Origin of the sequence: Microbacterium sp. Ag1 (assembly GCF_001005635.1) — a bacterium.
In the GTDB taxonomy this organism is placed as follows: Bacteria; Actinomycetota; Actinomycetes; order Actinomycetales; family Microbacteriaceae; genus Microbacterium; species Microbacterium oxydans.
In genome coordinates, this window is the sequence record NZ_LBCR01000032.1 from 98,837 (window position 1) to 121,143 (window position 22,307).

Consider the following 22,307-nt stretch of genomic DNA (forward strand, 5'->3'; position numbering starts at 1 on the left):
GTCGCGCGCCGTGACAATGCGGTCACAACCAAAGGAGACACCCCATGAGCGGGCAGTCACAGGCTGGGTTCACGCCCACCGGAACCATCGCGACAGCGGCAGACAGACGTCGTGTCGTGTTCGCCACCGTCGTCGGAACCACTGTCGAGTGGTACGACTTCTTCATCTACGCCACGGCCGTCGGTCTCGTCTTCGGCCAGCTCTTCTTCGCCCCGCTCGGCGAGAACAGCGCCCTGATCGGTTTCGCGACGGTCGGCGTCAGCTTCCTGTTCCGCCCCCTCGGCGCCTTCCTCGCCGGCCACTACGGCGACAAGCTCGGGCGCAAGACCGTGCTGATGTGGACGCTGATCCTGATGGGTGCGGCCACCGCCCTCATCGGCATCCTCCCCACCTACGAGACCATCGGGCTGATGGCGCCGATCCTGCTGGTGCTGCTGCGCATCGTGCAGGGCATCTCGGCGGGCGGCGAGTGGGGCGGCGCGGTGCTGATGGCCGTCGAGCATGCTCCCCGCAAGAAGCGCGGCATCTTCGGCGCGTCGCCGCAGATCGGCGTGCCCCTCGGCCTCCTGCTCGCCTCCGGTGTGATGGCGCTCATGACGGTGATCGCCCCCGGCGACCAGTTCCTCGCGTGGGGCTGGCGCGTGCCGTTCCTGCTGAGCGTCGTGCTGATCCTCGTCGGCTACTACGTGCGTCGCAAGGTCGAGGAGAGCCCCGTGTTCACCGAGCTCGCGGCCCGCAAGGAGAAGGCCAGGATGCCGATCGCGCAGCTGTTCCGCAAGCACCTGCTGCTCGTGATCGTCGCCGCGTTCGTCTTCGCCGGCAACAACGCGGTCGGCTACATGACCACCGGTGGCTACATCCAGGGGTACGCCACGGACCCCGCAGGTCCCATCGGCCTCGAGCGCGGCCCCGTGCTCTGGGCTGTCGCCGGGTCCGCGGTCACCTGGCTGCTCACCACGCTCCTCGCGGGGTGGCTCTCCGACCGCATCGGCCGTCGCACCACGTACATCGTCGGCTGGGTGCTGCAGCTGGTGGGTGTGTTCACGCTGTTCCCGCTGGTCAACACCGGTGAGATCGGGCTGCTGTTCACCGGACTCGCGATCCTCACGATCGGCCTCGGATTCACCTACGGCCCGCAGGCGGCGCTGTACGCCGAGCTGTTCCCCGCGAGCATCCGCTTCTCCGGTGTCTCGATCTCGTACGCGATCGGTGCCATCGCCGGCGGCGCGTTCGCCCCGACGATCGCGACGGCCATCGTGAAGGCGACCGGCTCGACGGGCGCCGTCACCTGGTACCTGGCCGGCATGACCGTGCTGGGCCTCGTCGCGACCCTGCTGCTGCGCGACCGCTCGGGCATCCCGCTCGGACCGGATCACGAGGAGGAGCAGTCCGTCAGCCCGATCTACGGACTCGCGAAGGCCTGAGCCGCGCCGCTCGTCGACCTGCTCCCGTCGCGCTCCCTGTCATCTGCCCTACGGCGACCGACCGGAAGCGCGGCGGGAGTGTTCGTCTGTGCGCGGTCTCGGCGGAGCCGGACGTCAGCCGTCGAGAGCGTCGCGGATGTCCGATGCTGCACGCTGGAGCCGTGCGGCGATCTCGGCGTCGTCGAGGTCTGTGGACACGTGCACCACGGCGATCGCGGCGGGGCGCTGTCCGCGCAGGGCGAGGGGGACGGCGACGGCCTGCACCGTGGGGATGACCTCGTCGTGGCTCGTCGCATAGCCGCGGATGCGGGTCGACTCCACATCGCCGGCGAGGGTCGGCGGCACGACGTGCGGCCATTCATCCTCGGGGAGCAGCGACAGGATGGCCTTGCCGGGTGCGCCGACCGTGACCGGGTGACGGGCGCCAGGGCGCTGGGCGACGCTCGCGACTGCATGTCGGGGCTCGACGCTCGCGAGGGTGATGCACTCCTCGCCGTCCAGCACGCCGAGGAAGCAGGTCATGCCGAGCTCGTTGGCGATGGCCGTGAGCTCGGGGAGTGCCTCGGCCTGGAGGTCGTGCGCGACCCCGGCGGCGAGTGCGGCCATCCGGGCGCCGAGGCTCACGGCCCCTGCGGCATCGCGCGTGACCAGCCCGTGATCCTCCAGCGTGCGCAGCAGTCGATAGGCGATCGAGCGGTGCACGCCGAGGCGGGACGCGAGCTCGTCGATCGTCAGGGGCGTGCGGGCATCGGCCAGCACTTCGAGGATCCGGATGCCGCGGCTCAGAGTCTGCGAAGCGGGAGAGGTGGTGCTGCCGGGCATGGGGGCACTCCCTTGCGATGACGGACGTCGCGGTTTAGGCTGTGTTCAATAGTAGAACTCTCTGTTCGAATATAGAACAAACCAGTTCTTCGCGCAACAGCTCCTCACACACGACCCGAAGCGCACGACCAGACCCGCTGGACCCGACGCGCTTGACCCGACGAAGACGTCCGGAAGGAATCGACGACGATGCAGTTCCACCACCACGGCTATGTGTCCGCTGACCCGCGTGTGCAGGACGCCGCCGGCATCGGCGCAGCCCGCCCCACCGACCTCCCTGACGAGATCGACGTGCTCATCGTCGGATCGGGGCCTGCAGGAATGCTGCTGGCCGCCCAGATGGCGCAGTACCCCGAGATCTCCACCCGCATCATCGAGAAGCGCGACGGCCGCCTCCCGCTCGGGCAGGCCGACGGCATCCAGCCGCGCAGCGTCGAGACGTTCCAGGCGTTCGGGTTCGCCGAGCGGATCATCGCCGAGGCCTACAACATCGGCTGGATGAACTTCTGGGGCCCGAACCCCGACAAGCGCGACGAGATCGTCCGCACCTCCCGGACGGCCGACTACGCCTACGACATCTGCGAGTTCCCGCACCTCATCGTGAACCAGGCGCGCGTGCTCGACTACTTCGCCGAGGCCGCGGCCAACGGTCCGGGGCGGATCGTGCCCGACTACGGGATCGAGTTCACCGGGCTCACGGTCCACGACGAGGGGGAGTACCCGGTCGAGGTGGGGATCCGCTACGTCGCCGGTGAGCGCGCGGGCGAAGAACGCAGGATCCACGCGAAGTTCGTCGCCGGGTGCGACGGCGCACGCAGCGGTGTGCGACAGGCCATCGGCCGCACGCACGTCGGCGCCTCCGCCGCGCATGCCTGGGGTGTGATGGACGTGCTCGTGAACACCGACTTCCCGGACTGGCGCACCAAGTGCGCCATCAACTCGGAGGCGGGCAACATCCTGCACATCCCGCGCGAGGGCGGATACCTCTCGCGCATGTACATCGACCTCGGCGAGGTCGCGGAGGACGACGACCACCGGGTGCGCCAGACGCCCATCGAGGAGATCATCCGTCGCGCCAACGCGATCCTGCACCCGTACACGCTCGACGTGCGCGAAGTGGCCTGGCACAGCGTGTACGAGGTCGGCCACCGCGTGACCGACGGCTTCGACGACGTCATCGACGGCTCCGGACGCACACCCCGCGTGTTCCTCACCGGCGACGCCTGCCACACGCACAGCGCCAAGGCCGGGCAGGGCATGAACGTCTCCATGCAGGACGGCTTCAACCTCGGATGGAAGCTCGGGTCGGTGCTCACGGGCCGCGCTCCCGAGGCGCTCCTGGCCACGTACGGCGCCGAGCGACGCCCCGTCGCCCAGCAGCTGATCGACTTCGACCGCGAATGGTCGAGCCTGATGGCCCGCAAGCCCGAGGAGATCTCCGACCCCAACGAACTGGCCACGTACTACCTCGCAACGGCCGAGTTCCCGTCCGGGTTCATGACGCAGTACACCTCCTCGATGATCACGGGGACCGCCGCGCACCAGGCACTGGCGCCCGGCTACCCGCTGGGCAAGCGGTTCAAGTCGGCCGAGGTCGTGCGCGTCGGCGACGGCAATGTGGTGCACCTCGGACACCACGCGAAGGCCGACGGGCGCTGGCGCGTGTACGCGTTCGGCGACCGCACCGGCGAGGCGCTCGCCGCCTGGGCGGAGCAGGCCGCTCCGCTGTTCGCGCGCTTCACTCCGACGGATGCCGACGTGGATGCGATCTTCGACGTCAAAGCCGTCTACCAGCAGCCCTTCGAGGAGGTCGAGGTCACCTCGGCACCCGAGCTGTTCCAGCCGAAGACCGGCCCGCTCGGACTCACCGACTGGGAGAAGGTCTACGCGGCGGGCCCCAGCAAGTGGACGGAGACCGACATCTTCGCAGCGCGTGAGCTTTCGCGCGACGGTGTGGTGGTCGTGGTGCGCCCCGACCAGTACGTGGCGGCGATCCTGCCGCTGGACGACACGGCAGAGCTCTCCGAATTCCTCGAGGGGGCGCTGCTCCCGGCACGATGAGCCGAGGGTCTCGACATGACACGTGTCACGTCGAGGAGATGACACCGCCCTCCGGACTCCTCGTCGGCATCGGACGAGGCTGGAGGCATGGACGACACCTCTAGGGACGGATCGGCGACGCGGGTCATCGCGCGACCGGCTTCCGCTGCCCCGATCGATGACCCCGTGGTGCTGGAGCTCAGCGCCGTGAGACGACACTTCGGCGCAGGGGAGCGCCGTGTGCAGGCCGTGGACGGGGTCGACCTGTCCATCCGGCGGGGCGAGGTCGTGGCACTGCTGGGACCGAACGGGGCAGGCAAGACAACCACGCTCGACATGCTGCTGGGCCTCACCGAACCGAGCAGCGGCACCGTCCGCGTGCTCGGGGTGACTCCGGATCGTGCGACCTCCAGCGGTGCGATCGGCGCCGTGCTGCAGACGGGCGGATTGCTGGGCGACCTCACCGTCGGGGAGACCGTGCGCCTCATCGCCTCCCTCTGCGGAGACGAGGCGCGGGGGAGGGTCGACGAGGTCATGGCGCGCGCCGACCTCACCGCTCTCGCCCGCCGACGGGTGTCGAAGTGCTCGGGTGGCGAGCAGCAGCGCGTGAAGTTCGCGCTCGCGATGATCTCCGACCCCGACATCCTGGTGCTCGACGAGCCGACGGCGGGGATGGACGTCACGGCCCGCCGCCACTTCTGGGACGTGATGCGTGCGGATGCCGACGCCGGCCGCACGATCGTCTTCGCCACCCACTACCTCGAAGAGGCGGAGCAGTTCGCTCGGCGGACCGTCGTGATGCATCGCGGAACGGTCGTCGCCGACGCCCCCACCGCGCTGCTGCGCGCCAGCCTCGGGGAGCGGATGGTGTCCGCCACGGTCGACGACGACCCGACGGCGCTCGTCGCGACGCTGACGTCGACGGAGGGGATCCCGGCTGTGCGTGTGGACGGTGATCGTCTCAGCCTGCGCGCGACGGACTCCGATGCGGCAGCGCGGATCCTCCTCGCCGGCGGCGCGCACGACCTCGAGATCGCCGCCCCCACCCTCGAAACCGCCTTCACGGCTCTGACGGAGAACTGACATGCTCGTCTCACCCACCATGCTGCGCATCGAAGGCGTCCGCCAGCTGCGCAACCCCTACACTCTCGCGTTCATCCTGGCGATGCCCGTCGCGATGTACCTGCTGTTCGGTGCCGGGATGGGATACGGCTCGCTCTCTGCCGGCCACGGGAACGTCTCGTTCTACGTCATGACCTCGATGGCCGCGTACGGCACCGCTGTCGCGATGAGCTCGCTCACCTCCCTCGCGGCGACCGAGGCGAAGCAGGGGTGGGGACGGCAGCTCGCGATGACCCCGCTCACCACCGCGGGGTATGCGCTGACCAAACTGCTCACTGCCGTGTCCTTCGCCGCGCTCGCCCTGGTCGCGGTGTTCGTGGCAGGGATGATGACCGGTGCTCAGGCCGAGGACGCCTGGCGGTGGGTCGCGACGGCGGGCATCATCCTCGGGATCGGTCTCATGTACGGGCTGTTCGGCCTCGGTGTCGGACTGTTCTTCAGCTCGGACTCGGCCGCGGCGCTCGCTTCCATCTCGATGACGTTCTTCGCGTTCTTCGGCAACGTGTTCATGCCTCTCGACGGCGTGATGCTCGACATCGCCCGGTTCACCCCGCTGTACGGCTTCGTGGCGCTGAGCCGCTGGCCCCTCACCGACGGGGTGCTCACGACCGGGCAGACCGATCCGCTGTGGATGCTGTTCCTCAACGTGGCCGTCTGGCTCGTCCTCTTCGCGCTCCTCGTCGCGATGGGAATGAAGCGCTCGCGGGCGCGGCAGTAGTGGCACGCGGCGACACTAGGTTGGACGGATGACCCCGCACGAGAAGCGCACGACGAGCCGCGCCACGGGAAAGGACCCGTGGGCGCGGTTCGGCTGGCTGATGGCGGTCGTCTGGCTGGTGTTCCTCGTCTACCCCGTGATCGCCCTGCTCGGTTCCGAGGCGCCCCTCGCCTGGGTGGTCGGGGGATGGGTCGCTCTGGTGACGTTCGTCGTGCTGTACGTCACCGGGTTCATGCACGGCATGCGCGGGGGTGGCGGGCTGGGGCGCACTCCCTCGAAGCGGCAGTGGGCCACGTTCGCCGCGCTCATCGTCTGCGCATTGGTCTCGGTGCCGGCCGAAGGCGGATCGGCGCTCAGCTTCCTGCCTTTCATCATGTCGTTCGCGTCCTACGGCCTGACGCGCGCATGGCACTGGATCACGACCATCGCGGCGGTCGCCGTGACGGCGCTCTGCGTATTCCTGCTCCCGGGCGGGCTGAGCTACCTGTCGGTGCTCGCGATCGTCGCGCTGCTCGGTGTGGTCAACACGGTGTCGACGTGGCTCATCCTGCGTTCGGCCGAGGCGGAGCGGCTCGGTCTGGAACTCGCGACCAGCGAGGGACGCGAAGCCGTGGCCCGCGATGTGCACGATCTGATCGGGCATTCGCTGACGGTGGTGGGTCTCAAAGCGCAGCTGGTGCGGAGACTCATGGACTCCGACCCGGAACGCGCCAGGGCCGAGCTCGCAGACATCGAGCGGTTGACGGCCGAGGCGATCGCCGGAGTGCGCTCGACGGTCGCGGGCGCGCGGGCGACCACGCTGATCGAGCAGCTCGCTTCCTCGCGGGATTCGCTCCGCGCGGCGGACATCGAGCTGCGGGTCGAGGGGGAGCCGGAGGCGCTGTCGCCGGTGCAGGCCATCACGGCGAGCTGGATCCTCCGCGAGGCGACGACCAACGTCCTGCGGCATTCGGGTGCCCGCACCGTGCGGGTCATCCTATGGCCGGGACGGCTCGCCGTGGAGGACGACGGAGTGGGCATCGGCGCGGGTATCGCCACCGCAGAGGGCAACGGCATCCGCGGCATGCGGGAGCGCGCGGCGGCTGCGGGGGCGGCGTTCGCCCTCGGCTCGACCGAGGAGGACGGAACCCGCGTGGAGGTGACATGGTGACGGCGCCTGACGATGGGTCCATCCGATTGCTGATCGCCGACGATCAGGCGCTCGTGCGTGGTGCGCTCGGTGCGCTGCTCGACCTCGAGCCCGACCTGACCGTGGTCGGCATGGCCTCGGACGGCGCGGAGGCCGTGCGGCTCGTTGAGGAGCTGCACCCCGACGTGTGCCTGATGGACATCCAGATGCCGGGCATGGACGGTGTGGAGGCGACGCGGCGGATCAGACAGGTGAGCACGAGGACGCGCGTCCTCGTGGTGACCACCTTCGCACGCCCGGGCTATCTGCGCTCCGCGTTGGACTCCGGGGCGAGCGGATTCATCGTGAAGGACACTCCCGCCGAGACGCTCGCCGACGCCGTCCGCCGCGTGCATTCGGGTTTGCGGGTGCTGGATCCGCAGCTCGCCGCCGACGGCCTGTTCGACGGAGCGAATCCGCTGAGCGACCGGGAACGCCAGGTGCTGCGACTCGCCGCCGACGGGCGCTCGGCGGCCGCCATCGCCGCCGAGGTGTTCCTGTCGGCCGGCACCGTGCGCAACCACCTGTCCGCTGCCATCGGCAAGACCGGTGCGGCCAATCGTGCGCAGGCGGTGCGCATCGCGCTCGACAAGGGGTGGATCTGACGCCGAGGCTCGCGGCGGCTCCACATCGCGTCTCGGTGTCCTTGCGGTCTCGGCGTCCATGCACGATTGGCGACTGTGCAGTGTCGGTGTCTCTGCGGTGTCGGTGGCCCCGCGTACCGTGGGTGCCGACGGGCGACGGAGCCCGACAGGAGGAGTGCGTGATGGACTGGAAGATCGAACTCATCTTCGTGCCGGTCACCGATGTGGACCGGTCCAAGGAGTTCTACGAGAGGATCGGATTCACCCCCGATCACGACCAGACGCCCGTCGATGGGCTGCGCTTCGTGCAGATGACGCCGCCGGGGTCCGCCTGCTCGATCGCGTTCGGCACCGGGCTGGGCATCGAGCTCGAGCCGGGACAGCAGAACTCGATCCAGGTCGTCGTCTCCGATGCCGACGAGGCGCTCGCGCACCTGCAGGGGCTCGGCGTCGAGGCCCGTGGCGTCCAGGACCTCGACTGGGGACGGTTCGTATCGTTCGACGATCCCGACGGGAACACCTGGACGTTGCAGGAGCTGCCCGACTACGGCGCCTAGGGGTCCGGCAGCAGGCCGGCTCGGCTACGACGGGTCCGCGACCACTTCGATCTTGAAGCCGGAGGCGTTCTCGAGCCAGCCCGCGTAGTGCTGGTCGCCGCCGGCGTGCGGGTAGCGCTCCGCATACAGCGGTCGCCAGCCGTGGCGCTCGGCCTCGGCCATCAGCGCATCCACCGCGGTGCGATCACCGCCCTGGAATGCCAGATGGTTGAGGCCGGCGCGTCGACGGTCGTGCGCGGAGCTCGACAGGTTCGGAGACATCGTGAGCGTGAGATAGCTGCCCCCTGCGGCCCACGACTCGCCGCCGCTCCATTCGCTCGTCGGGGAGAACCCCACGCGCTCGAGGATCCACCGCCACTGCGCGCGCACCTCATCGAGGTCGGCGATCCACAGCTCGACGTGATGGAGACCAGGCATCGTCCGATTCTGCCATTCACCTCACGGTCACGGTCCGGTCATCCGGCGGCCGTAGCTTTCGATGCGCCACGTCGTCGAAAGGACCTTCTCGTCATGACCTCCGCCACTCGGCCGAAGCGGGGGCTCCTCGCCCTGCTCGGCACCGGCATCGTTCTCGCCGGTCTCCTCGTCGTTCCCGCCGCTCAGGCGGCGGAAGGGATGCTCACGCTGGACACGCCCCGCATCGGGGTCGACGAGACGGTCACGTTCTCGTTCGACGCCGGCTCGGCGGTGCACGATCGCAACTGGATCGGGATCTATCGTGACGGCGCGGTGCCCGGCGGTCCGGCATCCCTCGACTGGCGATACGTCGCAGACCAAACCGGCCAGGTCACGTGGAACGCCTCGCGTCGGGACGGCTGGACCCGCAACTCGGAGACGATGGGGGCGGGCGAGTACGACGTCTACCTCCTCGAAGACGACGGCTACACCGTGCTGGCCGGGCCGATCGATCTCACCGTCACGGACGAGGAGGCGCAGCCGGTCGCCCCGGCCGAACCGAAGCCCGAGGTCGGGGGGAAGAGCGGCCTGAACGTGCTCACCTTCAACGTCTGGCACGGGGGCACCCAGGTGGCCGACGGTGCGCGTCAGATCGCCGATGTCATCACGCAGACCGACGCCGACGTGACGTTCCTCCCCGAAGTGGGTCAGGCGCCCGCTCAGGTCGCCGCACTGCTCGGCTACCAGCACCTCACGGCGACCGACACCGGGATCGTCTCGCGCTATCCGATCGTCTCCACCGACACGATCGGCCGCTGGTGGTCGAAGGCGGTTCTCGACGTGAACGGATCGGAGGTCGTGGTGTACGGCGGCCACCTGGAGTACCGCTGGTACACCACGTACCTCCCGCGCGGCTACGGCGGGGAGATCCACGGCGACTGGCCGGCCGGGTGGAACACCTGGAACAAGCTCGACGCCCCGGTGACCGACGTCGAGGCCATCCTGGCGGCGAACGCGCAGTCGGGCCGACCGGCCGCCGCTGCCGAGCTGCTCGCCGACATCGCCGCAGAGCGCACGACTGGACGGATCGCCATCGTGGGCGGCGACTTCAACGAGCCGCCGTCGCAGGACTGGACCGCAGCGACAGCCGAGCTGTTCGACCACAACGGCGTCGTCGTTCCCTGGCAGACGACGCAGACGCTGCTCGACGGGGGACTGGTCGATGCCTTCCGCACCGTGCATCCCGATCCCGCGGCGAATCCGGGCTTCACGTGGCCGTCGGACAATCCTCTGTTCCCCACGTCATCTCTGACCTGGGCTCCCGACGCCGATGAGCGCGACCGCATCGATTACGTCTTCGCCACGCCGGACGAGCGACTGTCGATCGACGGAGCGAGCGTGGTGGGACCGCAGTCGACGATCGTGCGCAATCAGCGTGTCGTCGACGACAGTGCCGATGAGATCCTGACGCCGGATGCCGTCTGGCCCTCCGACCACAAGGCGGTGCTGGCGAACTTCACCGTCTGCGGCGGCGGGTGCACGACGCCTGAGCCCGAGCAGCCGACCGTGACGCTCGCTTCGGCATCGGTCGCCGCGGGCGATGCGATCACGATCTCCGGCGCCGGCTTCCGCGCCGCCACAGCGCTGCGGATCGAGCTGCGTTCGACGCCGGTTCCGCTCGGTGCCGTGACGACGGACGCGACCGGCGGGTTCCGCGTGACCGTGACCGTTCCGGCCGCTACGAAACCCGGCACCCACAGCGTCGTGCTCATCGACCCGGACGGCGTGGAGACGACGGCGGCGATCGCCGTCACGGCTGCGCCCGGTGGCACACCTCCCGGCGGCGATACCCCAGGCGGAGGCGCTCCGGGTGGTGCTCCCGCCGACGGGTCGGGGAACGCGGGTTCCGGCCCCGGCACGACGAGCAACGGCGACCTCGCCGCGACAGGAGCCGACAGCGCGCCGTTCCTCCTCGCCGGGGTGCTGCTGCTGGCAGTCGGAGCGGGCCTCGGCATCGCGCGCAGGCGCCGGCGTCTCGGGTGATCGACTGAACGACGCTCGGGTGCGACGCGGGGGTCGGCACGACGTTCGCGTCGTGCCGACCCCCTCGCGTTGCCGACTGTCCCGCGGCGTCAGGAGTTCACGCGGATGATCTCCTGCTGGTACGGCGCGATCACATCGCCCGAGACGCGCAGATCGAGAAGCAGGAAGGGCCGTGAGGACGGGTCCTCTTCGACCCAGTTGGCGAGACGGTCGAGATCGGAGAGCGTGCGCACCACGACGCCCTCTGCGCCGACGGCCGCACCGAACGCGGCGAAATCGACCTCGGGGATGCGCATCGGTCCTTCCGCCAGTCCCTTGAGACCGTAGAGGTTGACCTCGGCTCCGTAGGCCGCGTCGTTCCAGACCACCGCCATGCCGCGTCCTCCAGCCGCCCGGACGGCCGACTCCAGATCAGCGATGGCCATCAGCCCGCCGCCGTCGCCGGAGGTGAGTACCACGGTGGACTCGCGGCGCGCGAGAGCGGCCCCGACCACGCTCGGCCAACCGAGCCCGATCGACTGGAACGCGGTGCCGACCATCATCATGCGGTCGGGGGCGGCGACCGGCCAGTACATGTTCGCCCACCCGATGAAGTGCCCGCCGTCCGACACCACGACGCGGTCTTCCGGCAGCAGCTCGGCGATGCGACGAGCGGCGGAGCGCGGGTCGAGACGCCCGTCGGGGGCGAGGTCGTCGCCGCGGTCGTAGGTGCGTGCGGCCGCCACGTCCACGCTCTCGCGCCAGGAGTGCGCCGAGCCGGCGTCTCCGATCCGCGCCACGAGCTCTTCCGCGGCGAGACGGGCGTCCGCACGGACGAAGCCTCCGACGTGGGCGTGCGTCGCCGCCGCCGCGATGTCGATCTGGAAGACCCGGGTCCCCGGCGCGAACAGGTCGCCGAAACGCATCGTGAACTGGTTCAAGCCCGCTCCGAAGACGACGGCGACGTCTGCAGATCGCACGAGCTCCATCGCTCCGTCGGCCCCGAAGCCACCGGTCACGCCGAGGTCGTACCTGGTGTCGGGGAACACTCCGCGGCCCAAAGCGGAAGAGGCGGTGAGAGCGCCGGTGGCCGCGGCCAGCTCTCCCAGCGCGGTGCTCGCACCGGACAGCCACGCCCCGCGACCGGCGAGCAGGAACGGGCGCTCTGCCCCGGCCAGGGCGGTGGCGATCTCGTCGAGCATCGCATCGGCGAATTCGCCGCGAGGGGCGAGCGGGGCCGGGATCCGGGGTGAGGGAGCATCCGGCACCTCACCGGCTTCGAGCGCTGCGACGTCATAGGGGATCGCGAGGACGACGGGCACCCGGTACGTGAGGGCGTGCTCGATCGCGATGACCGTGGTGGCGGCGGCATCGGCCCGTCCGACCGTATAGGTGCGGGCGCCGACCGCCGAGGCGAGGGCGATCTGATCGACGTCCCACGGGCGGGGGCCGGACGTGGGCTCATCGCCGACGACCAGCACCAGAGGCACCCGCGCCTGCACGGCCTCGGCGAGGGCGGTCAGCGTGTTCGTGAAGCCGGCTCCGTACGTCGAGGTGCCTGCGGCGATGCGACCCGAGGTGCGGAAGTGGGCGTCGGCTGCGACCACAGCACCCTGCTCGTGACGGACGGCGGTGAACACCGCATCCGTCTGCGTCTCGATCGCGTCGAGGAAGTAGGCGTTGCCGTTGCCCATCACCCCGAAGACGGCATCGATGTGCTGGGCGAGGGTGAGGGCGACATGGGCGGACACGGAGGGCATGGGAAAGCCTTTCGAGACAGGGACGGAGGAACTGCGGGATCCGTATGTGTCTCGCCTCCGCGTCTTCGCGAAGTGCTTCGTGCCTCTTTTTCAGGCACCGGCCTGGCCGGACCAGCTCAGTCTATCGGCGAGCGAACCCGCAGAGATGCGGGAGAATGCAGGAATGACTGATGCGGAGATCGAGCGCGAGACACTCACCTGGGACGGCTTCGGGGAGGCGACGCGCGATCTGGCACGAAGCATCCTGGACAGCGGCTTCATGCCGGAGGTCGTCGTCGCCATCGCCCGGGGCGGCCTGCTCCCGGCAGGGGCGATCGCCTACGGGCTGGGCGCGAAGAACTGCGGCGCCATCAATGTCGAGTTCTACACCGGCATCGGCACGGTGCTCGACGCGCCCGAGGTGCTGCCTCCCGAGCTCGACATGGCGTACCTCGATGGCCGCCGCGTGCTGCTGGTCGACGACGTCGCCGACTCCGGACGCACGCTCGCCCTGGCCGTGCAGCTACTGAAGGACAAGGGCGCCGATGTGCGGTCGGTCACGATCTACACCAAGCCCTCCACGATCATCCAGCCCGACTTCGCATGGAAGGACACCGACCTCTGGATCAACTTCCCGTGGTCGTTCCGCGGCACCGTGCGGGAAGAGGACCTGGGACTCGCCCCGTCGGCCTGAATGCCGTCGGCCTGGACGCCGTCCGCCTGACTCGCGTGGTTCGTCAGCCGCGCAGCAGGGAGCGCAGCGTCTGGATCGTGTCGGCTTCGGCCGGCGACTTGTCGGGCCGGTAGCCCTTCACCCGGGCGAAACGCAGCGCGACACCTCCCGGGTAACGCGGAGAGCGCTGCACGCCGTCGATGGCGATCTCGACCACGACATCGGGGCGCAGGAACACGCTCGACGCCGTGCGGTGGGTCTCATGCTCGGGGAACTCCTCGGTCTGCCAGCGCAGCAGCTCGTCGGTGAGGCCCTTGAAGGTCTTGCCCACCATGACGAATTCCCCGGCGTCGCCGAACTCGCCGTCGGGGTCGCGCGCACCCAGGTGCAGGTTCGACAGCCATCCCCGGCGGCGGCCCGAACCCCACTCCGCGCCGAGCACGACGAGATCGAAGGTCAGCACGGGCTTGACCTTGACCCAGGACTTGCCCCGACGGCCGGCGGCGTAGGGGGCGTCGAGACCCTTGACCACCACGCCTTCATGGCCGGCGGCGAGGGCTTCGTGCGACAGCTGCTCCGCGGCATCCGGGTCGTCGGTCACGATGCCGGGCATCCGCCACTCGCCGGCCACGCGCTCGAGCTCGGCGAGGCGGATCGAGAGCGGCTCGTCGATCAGGTCGCGTCCGTCCACGTGCAGCACGTCGAAGAACCATGGCCGCAGCACCAGTTCGCGGGAGGCATCGGCACCGAACCTCGACATCGTCTCCTGGAAGGGCCTGGGCCCACCGTCTTCATCGAGCGACAGCGTCTCGCCGTCGAGGATCACATCGTCCACGGGGAGAGCGCGCACGATCTCGACGAGTTCCGGTACGCGGTGGGTGATGTCGGCCAGGCTCCGCGTGTAGACGCCGACGTCGTCGCCGTGACGGTGCACCTGGATGCGAGCACCGTCGAGCTTGTACTCCACCGACGCCGTGCCGGTGATCTCGAGTGCAGCCGATGGCGTCGCCGCGGTGGAGGCGAGCATGGGAAGGACAGGGCGACCGACTTCGAGGCCGACCGCGTCCAGCGCGTCTGCGTCTTCGGTGAGGGCGACACGAGCGGTCTCGCCGAGATCGCCGGAGAGCATGGCGGCGCGGCGGACGAGGGAGAGCGGCCGGTCGGACGCTTTCGCGACCGCGTCGAGAAGGACGCCGGACAATGCCCCGGTGCGAAGCTCGCCGAGCATGGCGCGGACGAGGAAGTCCCATTCGGCGGCCGTCGCTCGCGAGCCGAGCTCGCCGAGGATCCCGGTGCGGGTTGCCGCGGAGCCTGATCCGGAGGCGGCGGCGAGGGCGGTGAGTGAGGCATCGACGTCGCTCACCGTGAGGGTGGGATCTTCCGCATGCGTGATCTCGATGGCGGCGAGTCCCCGCCAACCGACGCCGAGCCGTCCCTGGCGCGGAGCGGCCAGCAGGAGCCCCATGACGGCTGGGAGCTCGTCCGCTGCGGAACGCGCCAGCAGCCGTGCGAGGGCATCGATCTTCGTGAGGCGGGACGCCGTGGCGGAGACCTCTTCTGCCGTGGAGACGACCTCGGAGAGCATCATCTCCGTATTGTCGCATCGGCCTCCGACGCTGGAGACGACGCTGCCGAGAAGCGGGAACCCGGGCGTCAGCGCCCGCGGAACTCGGGCCTGCGCTTCTCCTGGAACGCCGCGAAGCCCTCGCGATAGTCGTCGGTGTCGCAGAGCGCGGCCTGTGCGGCGTTCTCGATCCCGACCGCATCCCACAGGGCGAGTCGCTCGTCGCGGATGCGGGCGATGAGCTCCTTGCTCGCGAGGAACGCCGCCGTCGCACCGCGAGCGGCGGCGGCGGCCGCATCGGTCGTGGCCTGCACCACCTCATCATCGGGGAACACGCGGGAGAACAGACCGGACGCCACGGCCTCTGTACCGCTCATCAGGCGTCCCGTGTAGATGAGGTCCAGCGTCTTGTGCGCGCCGAGCCGATCGAGGAAGAGCGCGTGTCCGCCGGAGTCCAGCGTCGCACCGAGGGAGGCGAACGGGGAGCCGATCTTCGCCGATTCCGCCACGTAGACCACGTCGGTCGCGATCAGCAGGCCGAGGCCCACGCCGAGGCAGGCGCCGTGGGCGACAGCGAACGTCGGCGCGGGGAACCGCGACATGCGCTGCAGCAGAGGGGTCACCAGACCGCCGAGATAGCCGAGCACATCGTCGTCCCGTGGGTTGACGCCGGAGATGTCACGCCCCGCGCAGAACGCGCGCCCCTCGCCACGGAGCACGAGTGCTCTCACTCCCGCAGCCTCGGCCTCGACATAGGCGGCATCCAGTTCGGCGAGTGCCCTCTCGTCGAGAGCGTTCAGCTTCGATGGCGCGTCCAGCACGATCGTGGCCACGTCGTCGGCGATGGTGAGGTCGAGCATGGGCGCTCCTCGGTCAGACGTCGTAGTCGACGACCACGCGGTCGCTGGTGGGGTGGGACTGGCAGGTGAGTACGAAGCCGCGCTCGAGCTCGTCGGGCTCCAGGGCGTAGTTCTCGGTCATCGTCACGCTGCCCTCGATCACGCGTGCGCGGCAGGTGCCGCAGACTCCGCCGGCACAGGCGAACGGAGCGTCGGGCCGTACGCGCAGTGCCGCATTGAGCACCGACTCCCTGGCGTCGACGGGGCTCTCCACGGTCGACGAGACGCCGTCGAGAGTGACCTCGATACGCACCGTCTTCTCGCCGGCACGCACCTGCACCGGCCGTGCCGCGCGCACGGGTTCATCACCCGTCGTGAACAGCTCGAAGCGGATGTGGGAGCGGTCGACACCGTGGTCGGCCAGCACCTCGCGACACAGGTCGACGAGAGCGAGAGGGCCGCACAGGAACCATTCGTCGACGGTCGACGGGGGGATGAGGGTCGCCAGGATCGTGCGGAGCTTCTCCTCGTCGATGCGCCCGGAGAGGACGGGAGCGGCCCGCTGTTCACGGGACAGCACATGGTGCAGCACGAGTCGGGTGGGGTAGCGGTCCTTGAGGTCGGCGAGATCTTCCAGGAACATCACGTCGAGCGTGGCGCGGTTCGTGTACAGCAGGGTGAATCGCGACGTGTCCGACCGGGTGAGCACAGTGTGCGCGAGGGCCATCAGTGGCGTGATGCCGGAGCCGGCCGCGATCCCCACCACGTGCCGGTCGTCGAGGTCGGGCAGAGCGGAGGTGAAGGTGCCCTGCGGGCTCATCACGTCGATATCGAAGCCGGCGTGGAGACCGGTCTGCGCCCACGTGGAGAAGAGACCTCCCTCGTCCCGCTTCACGGCGACACTCAAGCGCGTGTCCTGACCGTCGCCGCGGTGTTCCGGGGCGCGGCACAGCGAGTAGGAACGCCGGACTTCGACGCCGTCGAGTGTCGTGCGCAGCGCGACGTACTGACCGGGCAGGTGGTCGTACTCGTCGGCGAGGGCGGCGGGAACCGTGAAGGTCACCTCGACAGCGTCGTCGGTGAGCGGGCGCACGTCTTCGACCGTGAGGGTGTGGAACCGGGCGCGCTTGCGGGGTGCGGTCTCGCGGGGCGTCGTCGCCTGCGGGATGGGCGCTGGCGCGGAGGTGAAGAGCGACATGTCAGTGCACCTTGAAGTGGTCGAAGGGTTCGAGGCAGGCGCGGCACTCGAACAGGGCTTTGCATGACGTGGAGCCGAAGTGGGAGACCTCGCGCGTGTCGAGCGACCCGCAGCGGGGGCAGCGCACGCTCAACGCCAGGCGGATGGGGCCGGTCGACACGGCGGCGCGGCCCGAGGGCGGTGCGATGCCGTACTCGGCGAGCTTGCTCTTGCCCGCCTGCGTCATCCAGTCGGTCGTCCAGGCGGGGGAGAGGACCAGGCGCACGAACACCTCGTCGAAGCCGGCGGCGGTGAGAGCCAGGACCACATCGTCGCGGATCGTGTCCATCGCGGGGCAGCCGCTGTAGGTCGGGGTGATGTCGACATGCACCGCGGTGCCGTCGACCTCCACCGCGCGGAGCACACCGAGGTCCTCGATCGTGAGCACAGGAACCTCGGGGTCGGGCACGGAGGCAGCGATCCGCCACGCGGCCTGCGTCGGCGTGAGAGTCACCATATCGCCCCCGGATGTCTGCGGGCGAGCACCTGCATCTCGGCGAGGATGTGGCCGAGCGGGGTCGCGTGCGCACCGGTGCGCCCGCCGGCTGACGACGACATCACGGCGGGCACCGAGAGCTCCGCTTCCGCGAACACCGTCTCGACCACGCCGTCGAAAGCAGGCCGCAGCGTCGACGGCACCACGGCCGCGTCGCCGAGCCGCGCGATCAGATCGTCGTCGCGGAACAGCTCATCGACGTACGGCCACACGTCGCCGAGTGCGCGGATGATCCTGGCGCGCGACTCCTCCGTGCCTCCGGCGAGACGCAGGATCCACTGCACGGCGTGGTCGCGGTGGTAGTCGACCTCCTTGAGCGACTTCTCCGCGATCGCGGCGAACGTCTCGTCGCTGCTGCCGCGCAGGGCCGAGTACAGCTCGAACATGTACGTGGCCACCACGAACTGGCGAGCGATGGTCTGGGCGAAGTCGCCGTTGGGCTGCTGCACGATCCATGCACAGCGGAAATCGGGTTCGTCGCGGAAGAAGGCCAGATCATCTTCGCTGCGCCCGTCGAAGGACCCGGCGTAGTGGAGGAACGAGCGCGCATGACCGAGCAGGTCGAGGGCGATGTTGCCCAGGGCCACGTCTTCCTCGAGCTCGGGAGCGCGGGATATCCACGCGCCCAGCTGCTGCGAGAGGATCAGCGCGTCGTCGCCGAGACGAAGTGCGTACTCCGCCACGTCGGCCGATGCGGCGACCGCGCCGGTGCCGGACAGCTCCTGCGCCAGGTCGAGTTCGTCGACCGAGACGTTCCCGTGCACGTCGATGTCCTCGTGCACCGTCTCCTCGTGTGCCGTCTCCTCGTGTGCCGTGCTCACAGGTGCGGCACTCCCTCTGAGGCGGTGTAGTACACGGCGTGGCGGTAGTTCTTGCCGGCGGGACTCTCGAAGTAGGCGCCCTTGGCGTCGGGGTCGCTCGTGGTGATCGCGTCTGCGGGGGCGACCCAGATCGAGACGCCCTCTCCACGACGCGTGTACAGGTCGCGCGCATTGCGGATCGCCATCTCGGCGTCCGGAGCGTGCAGCGAGCCGACGTGCACGTGGCTCAGTCCGCGGTTCGCTCGGACGAAGACCTCCCACAGCGGCCAGGGCTCGCGCTCGTCGGCGCCGGGCGTCGCCATCACGCCACCGCCTTCGTCTTCGGCGACTGCTTGCGCGCGTACTCGGCCGCGGCCTCGCGCACCCAGGCGCCCTCTTCATGAGCCGTCCGGCGGCGTTCGAGGCGTTCGGCGTTGCAGGGCCCGTTGCCGCGCACCACCTCGAAGAACTCGTCCCAGTCGATCTCGCCGATCACGTACTGCCCGCTCTCCTCGTCGAAGTGCAGGTCGGGGTCGGGCAGCGTGACGCCGAGGATCTCGGCCTGGGGCACGAGCATGCCGACGAAGCGCTGGCGCAGCTCATCGTTGGAGAACCGTTTGATCTTCCACTTCATCGACTGCGCCGAGTTGGGGGACTGGTCATCGGGCGGCCCGAACATGGCGAGGCTCGGCCAGTACCAGCGGTTCACCGCATCCTGAGCCATCGCGCGCTGCTCCTCGGTGCCCTGCATCAGGGTGAGCAGGATCTCGAAGCCCTGACGCTGGTGGAACGACTCCTCCTTGCAGACGCGCACCATGGCGCGGCCGTAGGGGCCGTAGGACGCCCGGCACAGCGGCACCTGGTTGCAGATCGCGGCGCCGTCGACGAGCCAGCCGATCGCGCCCATGTCCGCCCAGGTCGGGGTGGGGTAGTTGAAGATCGACGAGTACTTGGCCTTGCCGCTGATGAGCTGGTCCATCATCTCGTCGCGCGTGGTGCCGAGGGTCTGGGCGGCGGAGTACAGGTAGAGGCCGTGACCGGCCTCGTCCTGCACCTTGGCCATCAGGATCGCCTTGCGCTTGAGGCTCGGCGCGCGCGTGATCCAGTTGCCCTCCGGCTGCATGCCGATGATCTCGGAGTGCGCGTGCTGCGAGATCTGCCGCACCAGTGTCTTGCGATAGGCGTCGGGCATCCAGTCGCGGGGTTCGATGCGCTGCTCGTTGGCGATGAGCTCGTCGAACAGGCGCTCCTCATCGGAGATCTCGCCCACCAGGGACAGGTCTGCAGGACTGGTCATCATCGACTCCTCGGCATCGGGCCATCTTTACTGACCGATCGTTTGGTAATTCTGACACAGTGGACTGCCGGATTCAAGACGGCGGGGTCAGCGCGAACGGGAGATCAGATCGAGGAGGGCGCGGCCGTACGCCTCCGAGGGGTCGGGGTGCTCGAAAGCGAGCAGCTCGCCCCCGACCTCGATCTCGACGCGGAAGGAGTCCTCGAGGCGCGCCAGCGAACGGAACGTGCCGCGGAGCAGATCGCGAAGCTGGTCCTCCCGCGGCAGCCATACGGCGTCCGCGAGCGTCACCGCGTCGAGCGCCCACTCCGTCGTGCCGTTGAACGCCAGATCGGTGCCGCTCGGCGTCTGACGGGCCTCGATCGTCATCTCACTCACGGTGAAAACGTCGGCCTCCGCTTCGAGTTCCACGTCGTCGGGGAGATCGAGCTGGAAGCGGTCGCCATCGGCCGGATGCCAGATCAGTCCGGTGTCCCGCAGGGCGACGGCGAGCTCGCGTGTGATCATCCCCTCACGCTAGACGACGGCACTCGCCCGGGGCCCGGCGAACCTGTGGAACGCGACCACGGGTGTCGGAGGTGTGGGAGGTGTCGGAGGTGTCGGAGGTGTGGGGCAGAGTGGGGGGATGACCGCCGACGCCGCTGCAGCATCCCCCGAGGCCGCCGACCTCCGCGAGTCCGCCCGTGCCGCGCTGCGCGAACTCGTCGGACGCCCGGATGCCGATTTCCACGACGGACAGTACGACGCGATCGAGGCGCTCGTCGAAGGACGCCGCCGCGCGCTCGTGGTGCAGCGCACCGGGTGGGGCAAGTCCGCTGTCTACTTCGTCGCCACGCTCCTGCTGCGTCGGCAGGGGGCTGGCCCGACCGTGCTGGTGTCTCCGCTGCTCGCCCTCATGCGCGACCAGATCGCCGCCGCCGAACGTGCGGGGGTGCGGGCTGTGGCGATCAACTCCACCAATGCGCACGAGTGGTCGGATGTGCTCGCGCAGCTCGATCGCGATGAGGTCGATGTGCTGCTGGTCTCTCCCGAGAGGCTCAACAACCCCGCCTTCCGTGAGCAGCAGTTGCCGGCGCTCGTCCGGCGCATCGGGATGCTGGTGGTCGATGAGGCGCACTGCATCAGCGACTGGGGGCACGACTTCCGTCCCGACTACCGCCGCCTGCGGGACCTGATCGCCCAGATGCCGCCTGACGTGCCGGTGCTCGCGACCACGGCGACCGCCAACAGCCGTGTCGTGGCCGACGTGGCCGAGCAGCTCGGCAGCCTCCGAGCGGACGACGGGACGGCCGCCGACGCCGATGCGGTTCCGGTGCTCACGATCCGCGGGCCGCTCGCCCGGACGTCGCTGCGACTGGGAGTGCTGCGCCTGCGCGATTCGGCGAGTCGCCTCGCCTGGCTGCTGAGCCACCTCGACGACCTTCCCGGTTCCGGCATCATCTACACGTTGACGGTCGCGGCCGCCGTCGACACCGCACGCCTGCTGCGTGAGCACGGCCACGACGTGCGTGCCTACACCGGGCAGACCGACCCCGACGAGCGCGCCGAGTCCGAGGGGATGCTCAAGCGCAACGAGGTCAAGGCTCTCGTCGCCACGAGCGCGCTGGGCATGGGGTTCGACAAGCCCGATCTGGGTTTCGTGCTGCACCTGGGCGCGCCGTCTTCCCCCGTGGCCTACTACCAGCAGGTGGGTCGTGCCGGACGTGCCAGCGAGAGCGCGGACGTGCTGCTGCTCCCCGGCGTCGAGGACCGTGACATCTGGCACTACTTCGCGACAGCTTCGATGCCCGATCGTGAACGAGCCGAGCGGGTGATCGGGGCCCTCGGCGACGTTCCGATCTCGACGCCGGCGCTCGAGGCGATGGTCGACATCCGCCGCACGCCGCTCGAGTTGCTGTTGAAGGTGCTCGACGTCGACGGGGCGGTCCGGCGCGTGCAGGGAGGGTGGGTCGCGACCGGTGCACCCTGGAGCTACGACGCCGAGCGGTATGAGCGCATCGCCGCCGAGCGTGTGGCCGAGCAGCAGCACATGATCGAGTACGAGCAGACCGACGGGTGCCGCATGGAGTTCCTGCAGCGCGCGCTCGACGACGACACGGCCGCTCCGTGCGGGAGGTGCGACAACTGCGCGGGGGAGTGGTTCCCGCGGGAGATCGGTGCCTCCGCGAGCTCGCAGGCCGTGGAATCGCTCGACCGCGTCGGAGTGCCGATCGAGCCTCGTCGTGCCTGGCCGACCGGTGCGGACCGGCTGGACGTGCCGGTCAAGGGGCGCATCCCGGCAGAGGAGCAGGCGAGTGAGGGGCGTGCACTCGCGCGTCTCACCGATCTGGGCTGGGGCGGGGCGCTGCGCGAGCTGTTCGCGGCCGGGGCGCCCGATGCCGCGGTGACACCGCAGCTGCTGCAGGCGTGCGTCCGCGTGCTCGCAGGTTGGGGGTGGGAGGAGCGCCCCGTGGCGGTGGTCGCGATGCCCTCGCGCTCGCACCCGCTGCTGGTCGACTCGCTCGCGCGCGGACTCGCCGATGTCGGGCGCCTGCCGTATCTCGGGGCGCTCGAACTCGTGGGAGGGGGGCCTTCCGGCGGGCCGGGTGGGAACAGCGTCTTCCGCCTGGCGGGACTCTGGGAGCGCTTCAGCGCTCGGCATCTGGATGTGCCGACCGGACCGGTGCTGCTCGTCGACGACCTCGTCGACAGCCGGTGGACGATGACCGTCGCGGCGCGTGAGCTCCGTCGTGCCGGGGCGACGGGCGTGCTGCCCTTCGCGCTGGCGCTGCGCGGCTGACAGCCGACCGTCGGGGTGGCGCTGCGTGGG

The 22,307-nt window shown here is 69.7% G+C and carries 21 protein-coding genes; 10 read left to right on the forward strand and 11 right to left on the reverse strand.

All coding sequences use genetic code 11. From position 1 onward, the window contains the following. The first annotated feature begins 44 nt into the window (after nucleotides 1-44). Nucleotides 45-1,424, forward strand: coding sequence for an MFS transporter (locus AAY78_RS13650; protein ID WP_046748849.1), 1,380 nt, complete (start codon nucleotides 45-47; stop codon nucleotides 1,422-1,424). Nucleotides 1,425-1,538: 114 nt separating this feature from the next. On the opposite strand, the gene AAY78_RS13655 is transcribed toward AAY78_RS13650, so the two are convergent. Beyond that, nucleotides 1,539-2,246, reverse strand: a complete 708-nt coding sequence (locus AAY78_RS13655; RefSeq protein ID WP_046748850.1) for an IclR family transcriptional regulator — start codon at nucleotides 2,244-2,246, stop codon at nucleotides 1,539-1,541. A 189-nt stretch (nucleotides 2,247-2,435) separates the two neighbouring features. Here AAY78_RS13655 and AAY78_RS13660 point away from each other — a divergent pair, with 189 nt between their 5' ends. The 6 genes from AAY78_RS13660 (at nucleotide 2,436) to AAY78_RS13685 (ending at nucleotide 8,435) form a co-directional block, all read left to right on the forward strand. Then, nucleotides 2,436-4,307, forward strand: coding sequence for an FAD-dependent monooxygenase (locus tag AAY78_RS13660; RefSeq protein WP_046748851.1), 1,872 nt, complete (start codon nucleotides 2,436-2,438; stop codon nucleotides 4,305-4,307). Between the two features lie 87 nt (nucleotides 4,308-4,394). Then, nucleotides 4,395-5,369, forward strand: coding sequence for an ABC transporter ATP-binding protein (locus tag AAY78_RS13665; protein WP_052748792.1), 975 nt, complete (start codon nucleotides 4,395-4,397; stop codon nucleotides 5,367-5,369). 1 nt (nucleotide 5,370) lies between these two features. Then, nucleotides 5,371-6,126, forward strand: coding sequence for an ABC transporter permease (locus tag AAY78_RS13670; RefSeq protein ID WP_046748852.1), 756 nt, complete (start codon nucleotides 5,371-5,373; stop codon nucleotides 6,124-6,126). 28 nt (nucleotides 6,127-6,154) lie between these two features. Further along, complete coding sequence (locus AAY78_RS13675; protein ID WP_046748853.1) at nucleotides 6,155-7,276, forward strand: sensor histidine kinase; 1,122 nt, start codon at nucleotides 6,155-6,157, stop codon at nucleotides 7,274-7,276. Next, nucleotides 7,270-7,899, forward strand: coding sequence for a response regulator transcription factor (locus AAY78_RS13680; protein WP_046748854.1), 630 nt, complete (start codon nucleotides 7,270-7,272; stop codon nucleotides 7,897-7,899). Before AAY78_RS13675 ends, AAY78_RS13680 begins: the two co-directional genes overlap by 7 nt. A gap of 161 nt (nucleotides 7,900-8,060) precedes the next feature. Further along, nucleotides 8,061-8,435 carry a VOC family protein gene (locus AAY78_RS13685; RefSeq protein ID WP_046748855.1) on the forward strand — a complete coding sequence of 125 codons (375 nt, stop codon included), beginning with the start codon at nucleotides 8,061-8,063 and terminating at the stop codon, nucleotides 8,433-8,435. A 24-nt stretch (nucleotides 8,436-8,459) separates the two neighbouring features. Here the strand turns inward: AAY78_RS13685 and AAY78_RS13690 are convergent, their stop codons facing one another. Further along, nucleotides 8,460-8,852 (reverse strand): VOC family protein, encoded by a 393-nt coding sequence (locus AAY78_RS13690; RefSeq protein WP_046748856.1) that lies wholly within the window; start codon nucleotides 8,850-8,852, stop codon nucleotides 8,460-8,462. A 93-nt stretch (nucleotides 8,853-8,945) separates the two neighbouring features. Here AAY78_RS13690 and AAY78_RS19565 point away from each other — a divergent pair, with 93 nt between their 5' ends. Then, on the forward strand, nucleotides 8,946-10,874 hold the full coding sequence (locus AAY78_RS19565) for an endonuclease/exonuclease/phosphatase family protein (protein ID WP_231589724.1): 1,929 nt from the start codon (nucleotides 8,946-8,948) through the stop codon (nucleotides 10,872-10,874). Between the two features lie 89 nt (nucleotides 10,875-10,963). On the opposite strand, the gene AAY78_RS13700 is transcribed toward AAY78_RS19565, so the two are convergent. Then, nucleotides 10,964-12,613: a thiamine pyrophosphate-binding protein gene (locus tag AAY78_RS13700; protein ID WP_046748857.1), complete on the reverse strand. Its 1,650-nt coding sequence runs from the start codon at nucleotides 12,611-12,613 to the stop codon at nucleotides 10,964-10,966. Nucleotides 12,614-12,776: 163 nt separating this feature from the next. Here AAY78_RS13700 and AAY78_RS13705 point away from each other — a divergent pair, with 163 nt between their 5' ends. After that, nucleotides 12,777-13,286: a phosphoribosyltransferase gene (locus AAY78_RS13705; RefSeq protein ID WP_046748858.1), complete on the forward strand. Its 510-nt coding sequence runs from the start codon at nucleotides 12,777-12,779 to the stop codon at nucleotides 13,284-13,286. A 43-nt stretch (nucleotides 13,287-13,329) separates the two neighbouring features. Here AAY78_RS13705 and AAY78_RS13710 read toward each other — a convergent pair whose 3' ends face one another. The 8 genes from AAY78_RS13710 to AAY78_RS13745 all read right to left on the reverse strand — a co-directional run bounded on the left by AAY78_RS13710 (nucleotide 13,330) and on the right by AAY78_RS13745 (nucleotide 20,005). Continuing rightward, nucleotides 13,330-14,853, reverse strand: coding sequence for an ATP-dependent DNA ligase (locus AAY78_RS13710; RefSeq protein ID WP_046748859.1), 1,524 nt, complete (start codon nucleotides 14,851-14,853; stop codon nucleotides 13,330-13,332). Nucleotides 14,854-14,918: 65 nt separating this feature from the next. Next, nucleotides 14,919-15,689, reverse strand: coding sequence for an enoyl-CoA hydratase/isomerase family protein (locus AAY78_RS13715; RefSeq protein WP_046748860.1), 771 nt, complete (start codon nucleotides 15,687-15,689; stop codon nucleotides 14,919-14,921). Nucleotides 15,690-15,702: 13 nt separating this feature from the next. Beyond that, the gene (gene paaE, locus AAY78_RS13720; protein WP_046748861.1) at nucleotides 15,703-16,866 is read right to left on the reverse strand and encodes a 1,2-phenylacetyl-CoA epoxidase subunit PaaE; all 1,164 of its coding nucleotides are present in this window, start codon (nucleotides 16,864-16,866) and stop codon (nucleotides 15,703-15,705) included. A 1-nt stretch (nucleotide 16,867) separates the two neighbouring features. Then, the gene (gene paaD / locus AAY78_RS13725) at nucleotides 16,868-17,362 is read right to left on the reverse strand and encodes a 1,2-phenylacetyl-CoA epoxidase subunit PaaD (protein ID WP_046748862.1); all 495 of its coding nucleotides are present in this window, start codon (nucleotides 17,360-17,362) and stop codon (nucleotides 16,868-16,870) included. After that, nucleotides 17,356-18,222 (reverse strand): 1,2-phenylacetyl-CoA epoxidase subunit PaaC, encoded by an 867-nt coding sequence (gene paaC / locus AAY78_RS13730; protein ID WP_046748863.1) that lies wholly within the window; start codon nucleotides 18,220-18,222, stop codon nucleotides 17,356-17,358. The genes paaD and paaC overlap by 7 nt, the downstream gene beginning before the upstream one ends. Then, complete coding sequence (paaB, locus tag AAY78_RS13735) at nucleotides 18,219-18,524, reverse strand: 1,2-phenylacetyl-CoA epoxidase subunit PaaB (RefSeq protein WP_017828375.1); 306 nt, start codon at nucleotides 18,522-18,524, stop codon at nucleotides 18,219-18,221. The genes paaC and paaB overlap by 4 nt, the downstream gene beginning before the upstream one ends. After that, nucleotides 18,524-19,498, reverse strand: coding sequence for a 1,2-phenylacetyl-CoA epoxidase subunit PaaA (gene paaA, locus AAY78_RS13740; protein ID WP_046749059.1), 975 nt, complete (start codon nucleotides 19,496-19,498; stop codon nucleotides 18,524-18,526). The genes paaB and paaA overlap by 1 nt, the downstream gene beginning before the upstream one ends. Before the next feature lie 87 nt (nucleotides 19,499-19,585). After that, nucleotides 19,586-20,005, reverse strand: a complete 420-nt coding sequence (locus AAY78_RS13745) for a hypothetical protein (RefSeq protein ID WP_046748864.1) — start codon at nucleotides 20,003-20,005, stop codon at nucleotides 19,586-19,588. A gap of 118 nt (nucleotides 20,006-20,123) precedes the next feature. Here AAY78_RS13745 and AAY78_RS13750 point away from each other — a divergent pair, with 118 nt between their 5' ends. After that, nucleotides 20,124-22,277, forward strand: coding sequence for a RecQ family ATP-dependent DNA helicase (locus AAY78_RS13750; protein ID WP_046748865.1), 2,154 nt, complete (start codon nucleotides 20,124-20,126; stop codon nucleotides 22,275-22,277). Nucleotides 22,278-22,307 lie beyond the last annotated feature (30 nt).

Bases quoted from the DNA above. Each gene is read 5' to 3' on its own strand.
- AAY78_RS13650 (WP_046748849.1), top strand. From the start codon at position 45: ATGAGCGGGCAGTCACAGGCTGGGTTCACGCCCACCGGAACCATCGCG.
- AAY78_RS13655 (WP_046748850.1), bottom strand. From the start codon at position 2,246: ATGCCCGGCAGCACCACCTCTCCCGCTTCGCAGACTCTGAGCCGCGGC.
- AAY78_RS13660 (WP_046748851.1), top strand. From the start codon at position 2,436: ATGCAGTTCCACCACCACGGCTATGTGTCCGCTGACCCGCGTGTGCAG.
- AAY78_RS13665 (WP_052748792.1), top strand. From the start codon at position 4,395: ATGGACGACACCTCTAGGGACGGATCGGCGACGCGGGTCATCGCGCGA.
- AAY78_RS13670 (WP_046748852.1), top strand. From the start codon at position 5,371: ATGCTCGTCTCACCCACCATGCTGCGCATCGAAGGCGTCCGCCAGCTG.
- AAY78_RS13675 (WP_046748853.1), top strand. From the start codon at position 6,155: ATGACCCCGCACGAGAAGCGCACGACGAGCCGCGCCACGGGAAAGGAC.
- AAY78_RS13680 (WP_046748854.1), top strand. From the start codon at position 7,270: ATGGTGACGGCGCCTGACGATGGGTCCATCCGATTGCTGATCGCCGAC.
- AAY78_RS13685 (WP_046748855.1), top strand. From the start codon at position 8,061: ATGGACTGGAAGATCGAACTCATCTTCGTGCCGGTCACCGATGTGGAC.
- AAY78_RS13690 (WP_046748856.1), bottom strand. From the start codon at position 8,852: ATGCCTGGTCTCCATCACGTCGAGCTGTGGATCGCCGACCTCGATGAG.
- AAY78_RS19565 (WP_231589724.1), top strand. From the start codon at position 8,946: ATGACCTCCGCCACTCGGCCGAAGCGGGGGCTCCTCGCCCTGCTCGGC.
- AAY78_RS13700 (WP_046748857.1), bottom strand. From the start codon at position 12,613: ATGCCCTCCGTGTCCGCCCATGTCGCCCTCACCCTCGCCCAGCACATC.
- AAY78_RS13705 (WP_046748858.1), top strand. From the start codon at position 12,777: ATGACTGATGCGGAGATCGAGCGCGAGACACTCACCTGGGACGGCTTC.
- AAY78_RS13710 (WP_046748859.1), bottom strand. From the start codon at position 14,853: ATGATGCTCTCCGAGGTCGTCTCCACGGCAGAAGAGGTCTCCGCCACG.
- AAY78_RS13715 (WP_046748860.1), bottom strand. From the start codon at position 15,689: ATGCTCGACCTCACCATCGCCGACGACGTGGCCACGATCGTGCTGGAC.
- paaE (WP_046748861.1), bottom strand. From the start codon at position 16,866: ATGTCGCTCTTCACCTCCGCGCCAGCGCCCATCCCGCAGGCGACGACG.
- paaD (WP_046748862.1), bottom strand. From the start codon at position 17,362: ATGGTGACTCTCACGCCGACGCAGGCCGCGTGGCGGATCGCTGCCTCC.
- paaB (WP_017828375.1), bottom strand. From the start codon at position 18,524: ATGGCGACGCCCGGCGCCGACGAGCGCGAGCCCTGGCCGCTGTGGGAG.
- paaA (WP_046749059.1), bottom strand. From the start codon at position 19,498: ATGACCAGTCCTGCAGACCTGTCCCTGGTGGGCGAGATCTCCGATGAG.
- AAY78_RS13745 (WP_046748864.1), bottom strand. From the start codon at position 20,005: ATGATCACACGCGAGCTCGCCGTCGCCCTGCGGGACACCGGACTGATC.
- AAY78_RS13750 (WP_046748865.1), top strand. From the start codon at position 20,124: ATGACCGCCGACGCCGCTGCAGCATCCCCCGAGGCCGCCGACCTCCGC.